At 70.5% G+C, this 13407-nt stretch carries 13 protein-coding genes; 5 read left to right on the top strand and 8 right to left on the bottom strand.

The window, feature by feature from the left end:
- Positions 1-13: 13 nt before the first annotated feature.
- On the bottom strand, positions 14-250 hold the full coding sequence (locus RIE08_00320) for a hypothetical protein (protein ID MEQ8716031.1): 237 nt from the start codon (positions 248-250) through the stop codon (positions 14-16).
- A gap of 104 nt (positions 251-354) precedes the next feature.
- Between RIE08_00320 and RIE08_00315 the strand changes: the two genes are divergently transcribed.
- The 3 genes from RIE08_00315 to RIE08_00305 are packed head-to-tail and all read left to right on the top strand — an operon-like array spanning position 355 to position 4830.
- Positions 355-1377: a MoxR family ATPase gene (locus RIE08_00315; protein ID MEQ8716030.1), complete on the top strand. Its 1023-nt coding sequence runs from the start codon at positions 355-357 to the stop codon at positions 1375-1377.
- 7 nt (positions 1378-1384) lie between these two features.
- A complete protein-coding gene (locus tag RIE08_00310; GenBank protein MEQ8716029.1) occupies positions 1385-2551 on the top strand; it encodes a DUF58 domain-containing protein in 1167 nt (388 codons plus the stop codon).
- The gene (locus tag RIE08_00305; GenBank protein ID MEQ8716028.1) at positions 2548-4830 is read left to right on the top strand and encodes a DUF3488 and transglutaminase-like domain-containing protein; all 2283 of its coding nucleotides are present in this window, start codon (positions 2548-2550) and stop codon (positions 4828-4830) included. Before RIE08_00310 ends, RIE08_00305 begins: the two co-directional genes overlap by 4 nt.
- A gap of 26 nt (positions 4831-4856) precedes the next feature.
- Here the strand turns inward: RIE08_00305 and RIE08_00300 are convergent, their stop codons facing one another.
- From RIE08_00300 to RIE08_00290, 3 genes are all read right to left on the bottom strand, one after another.
- Positions 4857-5249: a DUF3040 domain-containing protein gene (locus RIE08_00300; GenBank protein ID MEQ8716027.1), complete on the bottom strand. Its 393-nt coding sequence runs from the start codon at positions 5247-5249 to the stop codon at positions 4857-4859.
- A gap of 100 nt (positions 5250-5349) precedes the next feature.
- Positions 5350-6594: a DNA polymerase IV gene (locus RIE08_00295; GenBank protein MEQ8716026.1), complete on the bottom strand. Its 1245-nt coding sequence runs from the start codon at positions 6592-6594 to the stop codon at positions 5350-5352.
- A gap of 37 nt (positions 6595-6631) precedes the next feature.
- A complete protein-coding gene (locus RIE08_00290) occupies positions 6632-7528 on the bottom strand; it encodes a helix-turn-helix transcriptional regulator (protein ID MEQ8716025.1) in 897 nt (298 codons plus the stop codon).
- A 59-nt stretch (positions 7529-7587) separates the two neighbouring features.
- On the opposite strand from RIE08_00290, the gene RIE08_00285 reads away from it, so the two are divergent.
- Positions 7588-7884: a hypothetical protein gene (locus tag RIE08_00285; protein ID MEQ8716024.1), complete on the top strand. Its 297-nt coding sequence runs from the start codon at positions 7588-7590 to the stop codon at positions 7882-7884.
- Positions 7881-8678: an inositol monophosphatase family protein gene (locus tag RIE08_00280; GenBank protein ID MEQ8716023.1), complete on the top strand. Its 798-nt coding sequence runs from the start codon at positions 7881-7883 to the stop codon at positions 8676-8678. Before RIE08_00285 ends, RIE08_00280 begins: the two co-directional genes overlap by 4 nt.
- Here the strand turns inward: RIE08_00280 and RIE08_00275 are convergent.
- Genes RIE08_00275 through RIE08_00260 form a run of 4 tightly spaced genes read right to left on the bottom strand, consistent with a single transcriptional unit; the run spans position 8665 to position 13403 of the window.
- Entirely contained in the window at positions 8665-9858 is a 1194-nt protein-coding gene (locus tag RIE08_00275; protein ID MEQ8716022.1) for a peptidoglycan-binding protein, read from the bottom strand. The two genes, RIE08_00280 and RIE08_00275, sit on opposite strands and share 14 nt — an antisense overlap.
- A 10-nt stretch (positions 9859-9868) precedes the next feature.
- The gene (locus RIE08_00270; protein MEQ8716021.1) at positions 9869-11083 is read right to left on the bottom strand and encodes an ABC transporter permease; all 1215 of its coding nucleotides are present in this window, start codon (positions 11081-11083) and stop codon (positions 9869-9871) included.
- Positions 11080-11802 (bottom strand): ABC transporter ATP-binding protein, encoded by a 723-nt coding sequence (locus RIE08_00265; protein ID MEQ8716020.1) that lies wholly within the window; start codon positions 11800-11802, stop codon positions 11080-11082. The genes RIE08_00270 and RIE08_00265 overlap by 4 nt, the downstream gene beginning before the upstream one ends.
- Complete coding sequence (locus RIE08_00260) at positions 11799-13403, bottom strand: peptidoglycan-binding protein (GenBank protein MEQ8716019.1); 1605 nt, start codon at positions 13401-13403, stop codon at positions 11799-11801. The genes RIE08_00265 and RIE08_00260 overlap by 4 nt, the downstream gene beginning before the upstream one ends.
- Between the last annotated feature and the right edge of the window lie 4 nt (positions 13404-13407).

The following is a 13407-nucleotide window of genomic DNA, read 5'->3' as shown; positions in this document are numbered from 1 at the left end:
GCCGCTCCGGGCGTTACCGGCTGGCGTCGTCGCGGCACCACTCCAGCCACGCGATGACGTCCGCCGGTACAGGCGGCGCGTCCGGATCACCGTACGCGGTCAGCGCCCGCAGGCGCAGGTACCCCGAGTCGGGCACGGGCAGGAACGGAAACCGGATCCACCATCGCCGACGCCGGAGTCGCCAACCCACGGCGAGCGCCGTCACCCACAGGTCTCGGCGCGTCGCGATCGCGGCCACAGCGGTCCTCACCGGGCCGAGACTACCGCAGCGGCCCAGGGCGCCGACCCGGAACAGCACACGGTGCGTCGGTATGATCGGTGCCTCCCGAACCCCCGAGGAACGCGTCCGTGTCCATGCCACCGCAGATGCCCGTCGACACAGAGGCCGGCGCGCCCGGCCCCGGCGCACCGAGACCCAACCCACGGGGCGAGAGCTTCGCCGATCTGTTCGACGCCATCGTGACGAACATCGAGCGGGTCATCCAGGGCAAGCGTGACGTGATCCGGCTCATGCTCGTGTGTCTCCTCGCCGAGGGTCACCTCCTCGTCGAGGACGCGCCGGGCGTCGGGAAGACGAGCCTCGGCAAGGCCCTCGCGAAATCACTCGACGTCACCTTCGGCCGGATCCAGTTCACTCCGGACCTGCTCCCGACCGACGTCGTCGGCGTCTCGCTGTGGAACCGCTCCTCGAACACCTTCGAGTTCCGCCCAGGCCCGATCTTCGCGGGACTCGTCCTCGCCGACGAGATCAACCGCACCTCGCCCAAGACCCAGGCGGCGCTCCTCGAGGCGATGGCCGAGCGCCAGGTGACCGTGGACGGCGCCACCCACACCCTGCCGCGCCCATTCATGGTCATCGCCACGCAGAACCCGATCGAACACGAGGGGACCTATCCGCTCCCCGACAGCCAACTCGACCGCTTCCTCATGACCATCAGCGTCGGCTACCCCAGCCGCGAGGCCGAGCTCGAGATACTCGAGACCCACGCCACCGGCGATGCGCTCGACGACCTGAGGCCGGTCGTTTCAGCCCAGAACGTCATCGCGATGACCCGTGCGGTCAAGAAGGTCCACGTAGCGCCGGCGATAAAGACCTACCTGGTCGAGATCGCCAACACGACCCGCCAACACCCCCACCTCACCCTGGGCATGTCGCCGCGGGCCACGCTCGCTCTCCAGCGTGCGGCGCGCTCGCGGGCCGCAGCGGTCGGACGCGGCTACGTGACTCCCGACGACGTGAAGGCCCTGGCCGAACCCGTCCTCGCCCACCGACTCCTGCTGCGTCCCGAGGCGCGGATGCGTGGGGGCTCGAATGCCGACGTCGTCGCCGAGGTCCTCCAGCGCGTCCCCGTCCCGCGGGTGCCGGCGCCGACCTGAGCGGCCCATGCCCACCCGAACAGGCTGGCTGACGCTCGTCGCAGGATGCACCTGTGTCGTCGCGGGCCGGGTACTGGGGATCTTCGAACTCTTCGTGATCGGCGTCGCTCTCGGATCACTCGTCGGGCTCGGCCTGCTCCACGTCGCCGTCCGGAGCCCACGTCTGCATCTCGCCCGGGTGGCACGACCGCCCCGGGTCCGCGCCGGCGAGGCGAGTCGTGTCGACCTGGCCGTCACCAACCGGGCACGCGTGTCCAGCCCGGTCCTGACCGTCACCGACGGGGTCTCGGGAACCCGGGGCGCCTCGATCATGTTGGCGCCCCTGTCGAGCGACGAGACCACGCGCGTCGCCTACCGGCTGCCGACCGACCGTCGTGGACTCGTCGAGGTCGGGCCGGCCGTCATCGAGACCGTCGACCCCTTCGGCATGGCACGTCGGCGCCGAGAGGCCGCCGGGCGGCTCCTCATCCTCGTCCTGCCCTCCATCGACGAGATCGCCGGTCCGCCCCGGCCCGCCGGTGAGGATCCGCAGCGGGTGCTACGACGACCGTCCGGCATCGGCCGTTCGAGTGAGGACTTCTACGCGCTCCGCCCCTACGTCGTCGGCGACGACCTCCGCCGCGTGAACTGGCCGGCCACCGCACGGCTCGACGAGTTGATGATCCGTCAGGACGAGACGCCGCGCCAGGGGCGCACGACCGTCCTTCTCGACGTCCGCAGCAGGGCCGCGGATCCGGAGCGCTTCGAACGGATGGTCTCCGCCGCGGCCAGCATCACCGCGGCCTGCCACGCCCGCTCCGACACCGTGCGCCTCATTTCCACCGACGGCCTCGATACCGGGTGGGTGGCGCCCGCCGTCGAATCGGACCCCATCTCGGAGTTGCTCGCCGTGATCGAGCAACGAAGCGGTGGAGATCTCGCCGGCTCGATCGGCTTCACCCATCTCCTCGGAGGTGGCGCCGTCACCGCCGTGGTCGGCGACAGCACCGGTGAGGATGACGAAGGCGTCCTGGCGGAACTCGCCGGCCGCAGCGGTGGTGCCGTGGTCCGGTTCGCCACGACCCCACTAGCCGCCGACGCGCCGGTAACGTCCGCGTTGACCATGACGATCGGAAACGACCAGTCGTTCGCCGAGGCCTGGAGCGACGCCGTCAGCCGGGCCACCGGACAGTGAACGCCCGCGCCCGTTCGTCGGCTCTGGAGATCCCTGCCGAGATCCTGCTCTACGCGCTGACGCTGACGGCGGTGCTCGGGTTCGACAGGCTCTTCGTCGACAACGACTACGCGCTCCCCCTGATCGTCACCGCGACGGTCGCCCACGCGGCTCTCGTCCTCCTGCGTCGAGGGGGATTCGGCATCCTCCTCGCCTCGGCGGGAGCCGGGCTCGCGGTGCTGTTGGCCAACGTATGGATCCACTACGGATCCACCACGCGCGCCGGGATTCCCACCGGTGGGACCTGGACCGGCGCGCGGGCCGATCTCGACGCGGCCTGGGCGCTCTTCCAGAACGTGAGCGCCCCGGCCCCTTCCGCCACCGGGTTCCTCCTCGCCGCCGCCATCGCGGTCTGGCTCGTGGCCGTCCTGGCCGACTGGGCGGCGTTCCGCCTCCGCTCCTCGGTCGAGTCGGTCGTACCCACGCTCGCACTCGTCGTGTTCGTCGCGATGTTCGGCGAGAGCCGTGGCCGCCTCACCACCACGCTGCTCTATCTGGCCGCACTGCTCGTTTTCATCGGGACCCATCGGGCCGCCCATCAGGCGACCACCGGCACCTGGCTCGGGGCCGAACAGGCGCGCCACGGGTATCGGGCGATTCTCGCCGGCACAGCGGGCCTTGCACTGGTCGCGATCGTCGCCGGTGGGGTCATCGGCCCATCGTTTCCCGGGGTCGACGACGAACCGATCGTGGACTGGAAGAACATCGGGGAGGGTTCCGACGACCCGTCGCGGGTCGTGATCAGTCCGCTCGTGGACATCCGCGGACGTCTCGTCGACCAGCAGGACGTCGAGGTCTTCACCGTGCGCAGCGACCAGCGCTCCTACTGGCGCCTGACCGCACTCGACACGTTCGACGGACTCGTCTGGAAGTCGCGTGCGGACTACGACGATGCGAGCGGCACACTCCCGAGCGACTTCACCTCGGGAACCACGGTCGTGACCTCCAGCCAGGAGTTCCGCATCAGCGCGCTCTCGCAGGTGTGGCTGCCGGCGGCGTTCGAACCGAGAACGCTGACGAACCTGACCGACGTCGGCGTGAGCTACGAGCCGACGTCGGCGACCCTCATCGTCGAGAACGGCCGACCGACTTCCAACGGTCTGCGCTACCAGACCACCTCCGCCCTCCCCCGCTTCGACCCGGCGGTCCTGTCATCCGCGAACGCGCCACTGCCCGACGAGATCACCGGGGGATTCCTCGCTCTGCCCGAGAACTTCTCCCCGACCGCCGCAAGCCTGGCCGTGGAACTCACCAGCGGCATGACCACCCCGTATGAAAAGGCCCTGGCCCTCCAGAACTACTTCCGCAACGACTTCACCTACGACCTCGACGTCGCTGCGGGCCACTCGACCGACACCATCGAGGAGTTCCTCGCCCTCGGCCGCGGCTACTGCGAGCAGTTCGCCGGGACCTTCGCCGCAATGGCGCGGGTGATCGGACTCCCGAGCAGGGTCGCCGTGGGGTTCACCCCCGGCGACGAGGTGGAACCGGGCCTCTACAGCGTGCGGGGCGAACACGCCCATGCCTGGCCCGAGGTGTTCATCACCGGCGCGGGCTGGGTGGCGTTCGAGCCGACGCCCGGACGCGGCGCCCCCGGCGCCCAGAACTACACCGGCGTCGCCGAGCAACAGGACGAGTCGGGGCCCTCCACCACGCCGACCACCCGCGTGGAGACGCCCGGCGACAGCTCCGCCACGCCCACCCCCGATCCGGGATTCGAGGATCCGGGCGGCTCGGACACCGTCCCCCCCGGTGACGAGGTGGCCTCAGGGGCGGACCCCGGCCCGGCCGGCGGTTCGGGTGCCCTGCGCGCCACGCTCGTCGTCCTCGGACTCATCGCAGTCGTCGTGGTGGGGCTCGTCCTCGGCGTGCCCGCTCTCGCCGACGCGCGCCGACGCCGTCTCGTCGCACAGGTCGGCGACGATGCAGCCGGCAGGGTGCGCCTCGCGTGGAACGACATCGCCTCGGTCGGTCACCGCATCGGGGTGACGCCGACGGCGACGGAGACGCCCGTCGAATACGCGGGTCGCCTCGGCCGTTCCCTGGGGATCGATTCAGGCGCCAGCCGCCGCCTCGGGGTGGCCGCCGAGATGGCCGCGTTCGCCGCTGCGGCACCGGGCGAACCTCTCGTTCGCGACGCCGAAGCTGCGAGGGACGCGATAACCGAGTCGGCCGAGGCGAAGATCTCGGTCACCGCACGACTCCGGTGGCGCATGGACCCCCGCCGTCTCTTCGGCTGAGGGGGCCGGTCAGTCGGCCCGCCGGGTCAGTCCGGGTCGCCACCCTCGCGTTCGCGACGGAACCGGTCCCGCATCCGCTGACCGGTATTGCCCAGGACATCCTTGAAACCGCCGCCACGCATGTTCTGTGCGATCTGTTGGAGACCCACCCGGCCGAGCCGACGTGCGTTGCGTTCGAAGAACAGGGCCGAACCCAACATGACGAGGAAGCCGCCGAACGAGAAGTAGAAGGAGATCGACAGCGTGAAGATCAACACACCGACCCCGACGATGAAGCCGAAGGTGGCCCAGCGCAGGTTTCGGAACGCGTGCGTGTAGACCGTCGTCGACCCGACCTCTTTCGCGAGACCGGGATCGGTCTCGTAGAGCTGGGCCTCGATCTCACTGAGGATGCGTTGCTCGTCCTCGGAGAGGGGCACTGTCACTCCCGTTCGCGGTGGAGGCCGCAGCGACCCCCGTCTTGTCCCGACCATCTTCTCACAGGGCCACTCCCCTAACAACGCGTAGCGGGGGTTGTTCCTAGCCCACCTCGTCCGGTCCCCATGGGCGGTCGCCCGGCCCGGGACGCCCGCGCCCCGCCACCGACGCCCTGCCGATGGCGCCCGGACCGAAGCGCTCCCGGATCGTGTCCAGCGCCGAATCGAGCTCACTCCACGCGGGCTCACCGAGGTCGTCGAGGCTGAGCTGGCGCACGGTGCCGTCGACGAGACCCGACACGGCCACTCCCAGCAGTCGGACCCCGGCCTCGACGTCGACGCCCACCGCCAGCGCGCGCGCCTCGCGGGCCACCAGCGCGGCGGTGTCGGTCGGATCGGGCAGGGTGCGACTGCGCGTCACCGTGCGGAACCCCCCGTCACGCACCTTGACCGTGACCGTACGACCGACGAGGCCGGCCTCGCGGAGGCGCCGGGCCACCGCATCGGCGAGTCGGATCAGTTCGGTGTCGACGCGCTGACGATCCCGCAGGTCGTGGGCGAAGGTCTCCTCGTGGCTGATCGACTTCGGCGCCGCGTCGGGAACGACCGCGCGGTCGTCCTCACCGGTCGCCAGAGCATGAAGGTGACCGCCGACACCGTCGCCGAGCGCGGCGCGCAGGGTGTCGGGGCCGACCGCTGCGATGTCACCGATCGTGGTCACGCCGAGGCGGTGGAGCTTGGCGAGGGTGACGGGACCAACGCCCCACATCGCCTCGGCCGGCAGCGGCAGCAGGAAACCCTCCTCGTCGTCGGGAGGGACCTCCAGCACGCCTGCGCCCGGCACCGGCCCAGTGCGAGCCGGGCGCGGTTTCGCCTGCTGGGAGGCCAACTTGGCCAGGAACTTGGTCCGGGCGACCCCCACGGTGCAGCTGAGGCCCTCTCTCTCGGTGATCTCCTCCCGCAGCCGGTGGGCGATCACGACCGGTGACCCGAGCAGACGGACCGCGCCCGAGACGTCGAGGAACGCCTCGTCCAGGGAAAGTGGCTCGACGAGGGGGGTGACCGACCGGAAGATGTCCATCACGCGGCTGCTCACGGACCGGTAGAGAGCGTGGTCACCGTCGAGGAACACCGCCTCGGGGCACCGCCTCCGGGCCGTCACCGACGGCATCGCCGAGTGGACGCCGTAGGACCGTGCCTCGTAGGAAGCTGCGGCCACGACCCCACGTCCGCCCGAACCACCGACCACGACCGGTCGTCCACGGAGCTCGGGGCGGCGCAGGAGTTCCACGGACACGAAGAACGCGTCCATGTCGACGTGGAGGATCGCGGCGCCGGGTGCGGCCACGACCCCAGTCTCGCACGAGTCGCCCGGCGGCGGTGACTCAGTCGAAGCTTCCGGGAGCGTCCTCACCGCGTTCGACGACGAGCGGCGGGATCAACTCGACCGATCCGCTCGGGACGGTCCCACCCTCGGCGCCGCGCTCGACGACGAGCGGCGGGATCAACTCGACCTCCGGCTGAAGCGCCGGAGCCGCGCCGGGCTCCGCCTCGCCGGTGCGCTCGCGGACGGTCACGCGACCCTCGGCGTCACGTTCGGCGACGAGCGGCGGTGCGAGCTCGACCTCGGTGTCGAAGACGACTGCCTGGCCGACACGACTGCCTGTGTCGGCGGGGTCGGCGGATCCGTCGTTCAAGATGAACACGAGCGAGCCCACCGCGGTCGCCCCGACGAGAATGCCGGCGGCGGGGATGATGACCTTGCGCCGCAGCAGGCGGGTGCGGGCCGAGACGATGGCGGGGGGCTCGACCATCAAGGTGACGAGCTTCGTCTTCACGACGTCCGTGTCGATCAGCAACGCGCTCGAGAGGACGGCGAGGTCGACGTCACGCAGCGGAATCGGGGTTCCGGGCTCGATGCCGCGCAGCGTGTACACCAGCGCGAGGTACTGCGTCAGGATCTCGTCGGTGTCACCGCTGACCGCACGGCTGCCCTCGCCGGCGGCGATCGTGCCCCGATCGAGGTCGATGACCAGATCGGCCCGCGCCGGTACGAGTTCGCGCACCTCGACATCGAGGGCGCGGGCTACGGCCTCCACGCCCGCCGCGTCGAGACGCGCGTCGCCGTCCTCGACGGCCCGTAGGGTCGCCTCGGTGAAGACGGCGCCCGCACGGGCGGAAACCTCTGCGTGCGTGAGTCCCCGCTGTTCGCGGGCACGTCGCAGAACCACCCCCAGGCGCTGGGCCGGCACGAGATCCACGTCAACCGTCGAGTCGTTCACCTTGTCCTCATCGGCCGGCCGGACCCGCTCTTTAGGCCTCGGCATCATAGAGTGGTGACGTGACCGACAGGGACCCCCGCCGGGACGCGATGCCACCCCGCCGAGCCCGATTCCTCGCCATTGCGGCCATCGTGGTGGCGGGCGTGTGCGGTGCGCTGATCGGCTTCGCGTTCACAGATCTACAGTGCGACGGCGACTGCGACGTACTCATCGGTGCCAGCACCGTGATCGGGGCCGTCGTCGCCGCCGGCGGTGTTGCGATCGTGGCAGTGCTCACTCTGCGGGCGATGGACGAGTGGCAGACGATCACCGAACGCGATGCGGGGGACGACCCGGCGCCCCGCGGCCGGACGTGAACGTCGACCCGACCGAACTGCGCCTGCTGGCGGTACACGCAGCGACCACCACCGCCGCCATGGTCAGAGACCGGATCGGCGACACGGGCAGCGTCCACGTGAAGTCGTCCGGAACCGATCTGGTCACCGAGGTGGACCGGGCGGCGGAGGAACTCGTCACGACGCTCGTGCTCGCGGCACGCCCCGACGACGGCGTCGTCGGCGAGGAGGGCGGCGCTGTGACCGGAACCAGCGGTGTCCGCTGGATCGTCGACCCGATCGACGGCACAACCAATTTCGTCTACGGACATCCGGGCTTCGCCGTCTCGATCGCAGCGGAGCACGAAGGGCGGGTCGTGGCCGCAGCAGTGTCGGATCCGCTGCGCGCCGAGACGTTCGCCGCAGCTCGCGGCCATGGTGCCGCCCTCGACGGCCGCCCCATCACAGTGCGCGCCGCCGTCCCGCTCGACCGGGCGCTCGTGGCGACCGGTTTCTCCTACGACCGCGGGCGTCGCCTCGAGCAGGGCAGGGTCGTCGCCGAACTGCTGGGCCACGTCCGCGACATCCGTCGGGTCGGCGCGGCGTCACTCGATCTGTGCTGGGTCGCGTGTGGTCGGGTCGACGCCTACTTCGAACGGGGCCTGAACCTGTGGGACTACGCGGCCGGCGCGCTCATCGCCACGGAAGCCGGCGCGGCGGTGTCGGGACTCCACGAACCCGACCCGTCGCCTGCCTACCTCGTCGCGTCGACGGCGCAGATGGCGCCCGGACTGCTCTCACTGCTGCGAACCCTCGAGGCCGTCACGGAGCGATGACGACCGTCCCGGCGCTCAGCGCCGGCGACAGGACCTGCACGCTGCGACCCGCCACCACACCGATCTCCACGTCGACGAAGTCGGTGCGCCCCGAGGGCGCCACCACCTCCACCGCGTAGCCACGCAGGTCCCGTGCCACTATCGCCTCCGCAGGTACGAACAAGCCCGACGTCGTGGCACCGGTGACCGTCACCGTCACAGGTGTCTGGTCCACCTCGGGAAGATCCGTGCCCACCACGTCGACCGTGACCGAGAACCTGCCCGGATCGTCCTGCGACGGCCGTACCGCTGTGATCGTTCCGGGCACGTTCACGCCGTCGGGGAGTTCGACGTCGACAACCCCGCCGACGGCCACGAGCCCCCGGTCCTGCAGGTCGACCTCGAAGCCGACCTGCCTGTCGACGGAGGTGACCGCGAGCACCGGCGTCGAGTCGGCGAGGTTGGTGCCCTCGACGATGACGAACCGCTCGCCGGCGATCTCGACCGGTGGTGACGGTCCGACCACCCGCAGCGACGTCGGGGCGAACACGATGTCACCGAGCGCGACCTCTCCCGTGGCCTCGATCCCGAGGGACCTCTGCCACGTGGCGACGACCTCGGAGGTCGCCTCGTCGAACGTCTCATCGACGGTGAGCGTGCCGTCGGGGTCGTGGCCCTCGTCGACGAGCCACCGTTCGAGTTGGGCCACGTCGGGCCCGTCGGTGACCTCGACCGCGAGCGTCCTGAATGCGGGCTCGACACCCGGGAGAAGGATGACCGGTCGACCGTCACGCTCGAAGAGCACATCACCCGGGTCGATGATGTGATCCGAGGGTGGGAGGTCCGTGATCGTGACCCTCGGTTCGGGCGTAGGGGTCGGGATGGCCTCGCCCCCGATGGGCGCAGGCTCCGAGTCCGCGTCCTCCTCGGAGTCCTCCTCGGCTTCGGGGATACGCACGACGACCAGGAACTCGTCGGAGTAGTTCATCTCGCCGTCGAAGGTGAACGACGGCGCAACCGAGCGCTGTTCGACCACCACCGAGTCCCTGGCGGCGACGGGCCCGGCTTCCTCGTCGTCGCCGGCGATCCGGCCGGCGGCGAACGCGGCGAACACGACCAGCGCAATGGTCACGACGACGAGCCCGGCGAGAACCACCCGCGACGTCCTCTCGGGCGGACCGTCCCCGGTATCGTCGTCCACCGGCGCCTCGTCAGCCACTGCGCAACGCCTCCGTCGGCGAGAGGCGCGCCGCCCTGGTCGCCGGATACAGACCCGCCACCGCCCCGATCACGAGAGCGGCCACGAAACCACCGGCCATCGCCACCGGTGGCAGGACGATGTCCCAGCCCTGACTCGACGAATAGCCGGCCGTGACGAGCGCTCCGAGCGCCACGCCGGCGAGTCCGCCGATCGCCGAGAGCACGAGAGCCTCCGTGAGGAACTGACGTCGGATGTGGGCGCGGGTGGCGCCCAGAGCGCGCCGCAGACCGATCTCGCTGCGCCGCTCGATGACCGCGATGACCATGACGTTCGCGATGCCGATACCGCCCACCAGCAGCGCGACCGCGCCGAGGCCCAGGAACAACGACGTGAACGCCGAGTCGGCCGCGGCCTCCGCCTCGAGCGCGTCCGAGGGCCGCGAGACCTCGACCTCCTCCGGTTCGGCGGGGTCGACGGTGGTCGCGAGGACGTTGCGGACGTCCTCGACCGCGTCGGGGGCGGTGCGGATGTACACGGTGGACGGGTTCGGGTCCGCGCCGAGGAGATCCAGGGCGATCTGGTCCCCGATGATCGCCGCCCGGTCCAGGTTCGGCGCGAGCGGGAACTCCTCGAGAATCCCGATCACCGTGAACCACTCACCGCCCACGAGTACCTGGATGCCCTGATCGACGCGTTCGACGCCGAGGCGTTGCGCGCTGACCGATCCGAGTACGACGTTGGGATAGGCACCGGTCGCATCGTCGATGAACGAGCCACTCGCGATGACACCGTTGAGCGTCGAGAGCAGTTGCTCGTCGGCGGCCACGACGTCTATCCCACCGGTCGCCTCGGGGTTGACGAACTCGTTGCGCAGGACGTCGGCGTCCACCGGGATGGTCGCGGTCGCCTCGCGGACAGGACCGATCCGACGCACCGCCGAGGCGGCGTCGCGGGGGAAGACCCCGTCGCCCGCGCCGATCCCCTGGCCGACCGAGGCCGTCAACAGGTTGGTTCCGAGAGCCTGGATCTGCTGTCGGAGATCCGCGCGACTCGACTCGGAGAGACCGAGGACACCCACCATCGCAGCGATGCCGATGCTGATCCCCAGAGCCGAGAGAACCGTCCGGAGGCGACGGCTGCCGAGCCCGGCGCTGCCGACGATGAGAGTGTCACGGACCCCGAGCCGACTGACTCCGAGATCCGACGCGCCGTCGTCACGACTCATCGATCGGCCCTGAGTCCGGCCAGACGGCTGTCAGTGGTCACCAGTCCGTCACTCAGATGGATCTGGCGTGGGAGTGAATCCGCGATCTCACGGTCATGGGTGATGACGAGGATCGTCCGCCCCGATTCGTTGAGCTCGCGCAGCAGGTCCATGATCGCCCGACTCGTCTTCGAGTCGAGGTTGCCGGTCGGTTCGTCGGCCAGGAGGATCGACGGTCGGCTGACGACGGCGCGGGCGACTGCGACCCGTTGACGCTCACCGCCGGAGAGTTCGTTGGGGTAGTGGTCGAGACGGTGGCTGAGCCCGACCTTCACGAGCGCCTCGGCTGCCAGGAGTCGCCGCTCGGCGGCCGGGCGACCGCTGTAGAGGAGCCCGTTGGAGACGTTGTCGAGGGTGGTCATCCCCGACAGGAGGAAGAACTGCTGGAAGACGAACCCGATCAGGTGTGTGCGCACCGCGGACAGGCGCCGGTCGGAGAGCTTCGAGACGTCGTGTCCCCCGATCCATACCGACCCCGACGTCGGCTGCTCGAGCGTGCCGATCACGTGCAGCAGGGTCGACTTGCCCGACCCCGACGGCCCGACGATCGCAGCGAGTTCACCGTGGTCGATCCGCATCGACACCCCACGGAGCGCATCGACCGGCGGATGACCCGGGTAGGACTTCTTGACGTCGCGCATCAACAGCGCCGCGTCGGCGGGATCGCCATCGGCCCTCACCCCGGCACCACCAGCGAGTCGCCCGGCGAGACCGCCCCGTTGGTGACCTCGACCACGCCGTCCTCGAAGGTGCCCAGTTCCACCCCGACGAGCCGGGTGACACCTGTCTGGCCGACGACCTCGACCGCGAATCCCCCTTCGGCCAGCGAGACGAGGGCCCGTACGGGCACCACCACCGCACCGGGGATCGCCTCGTCGACGACCTTGACGGTGACGGGTCCCTCGCTGATGGCGCTCGGGCTGTCCCCCACCAGGTCGATGCGTACCTGGACGGTGGCGACCGGCTGGGCCTGCCCGGTCGACGCCATCACGGCGACCGTGCTCCGCTCGCTCACCACGGCATCGGCAGTCGTGTCGTCGGGGAACTCCACCACGACCGGGTCGCCGACCTCGAGTTCGTCGAGATCCTCCACGGGGAGGGCCACCTCGACGCGCTGCGTCGACGCCCGGACCTCCAGGACCGGGTCACCCGCGGCGACGTCGCCCGCATCCGGCACGAGCAGCGTCGCGACGGTCGCTCCCGGCGGGACCTCGACGAACAGGGCGCTCGACACGTCGACGTCGATTCCCCGGGCGCCGGCCCATCCGGCCCGGTCTGCGAAACCGGCCCTCGGGAGCTCACGGTCGATGTCGGCGGTGTCGCCACCGATGAGCGCCTCACCGACATCATCGGGATCGACGAGTGCGATCACCGGTCGGCCTCCGACCTGGAACACGACGTCACCGTCGCCGACCGGGGTCCCCACCGCCGGCAGGGACCCCACGGCCCCCTCCGAGGTGCGCTCCACGGCGGGAGGGGCCTCGACCTCCTCGTCCTCGGCGGGTTCGGTGGTCTCATCCTCAGCTGTCTCGTCCAGGGGAGGTTCTGGCGGCGTCACCACCAGAGTGGCCCGCTGTTCGAGCAGCGTGAGTTCGACCAGTTCGGCGCCGGCATACACCGTTGATCCGACGACGGGTGCATCCGCGACCCGCACCGGCCCCGCGACGACGGTGACCGCGCCGCTCGACACGACCCCGTCGACCTCGACGCTCAGCGACTCCTGCCAGTCACGCACAGCCTGCTCGGTGGCCGCGTCGTAGTAACCGTCGACCACCAGGGTTCCGCCCGCATCGAAGCCCAGAACGGCGAGGTTCTCCTCCACGAGGAGCACATCGTCGCCTGCCCCGGTTGCGGGCCCCACGTCGCGGTACAGGGGCGTGTCGCCGTACCAGACGACCACGGGCTCGCCGTTCAGATGAAGGAGCACATCGCCGCGGTCGAGTTCCTCGTCGTCAGCGGGGGCCGAGGTGACGAACCCGTCGACGGGCGAACTGACCGCGCCGGTCGCGCCGAAGCCGAGGACCCCGTCGTAGGTCCGGAAGGAGACGAGATCAGCGGTCGTCACCTCGGCGACGGCGAGCAGGCCGCCGGCATCGACCGTCTCGCCGTCGTCGCCACCACCGCCGCCGACGGCGGCACCGATGGCCACCGTCCCGAGGATCCCCACGAGCAGGCCGATGACCACGAGGGGCCAACGGCGGCGCCGCCCGGCCGAACGGACGGCCTGGAGTTGCTGCGCGAGCTCGCGTTCAGTGCGGTCGCCGCTGCGGGGGGCCGTCACAGGC

Source organism: Acidimicrobiales bacterium (assembly GCA_040219085.1).
In the GTDB taxonomy this organism is placed as follows: Bacteria; Actinomycetota; Acidimicrobiia; order Acidimicrobiales; family JAVJTC01; genus JAVJTC01.
This window is presented reverse-complemented; position numbering and strand designations above follow the sequence as displayed.

Coding starts and splice junctions, on each gene's coding strand:
- RIE08_00270 (MEQ8716021.1), bottom strand. CDS start 11,083: ATGAGTCGTGACGACGGCGCGTCGGATCTCGGAGTCAGTCGGCTCGGG.
- RIE08_00310 (MEQ8716029.1), top strand. CDS start 1,385: ATGCCCACCCGAACAGGCTGGCTGACGCTCGTCGCAGGATGCACCTGT.
- RIE08_00315 (MEQ8716030.1), top strand. CDS start 355: ATGCCACCGCAGATGCCCGTCGACACAGAGGCCGGCGCGCCCGGCCCC.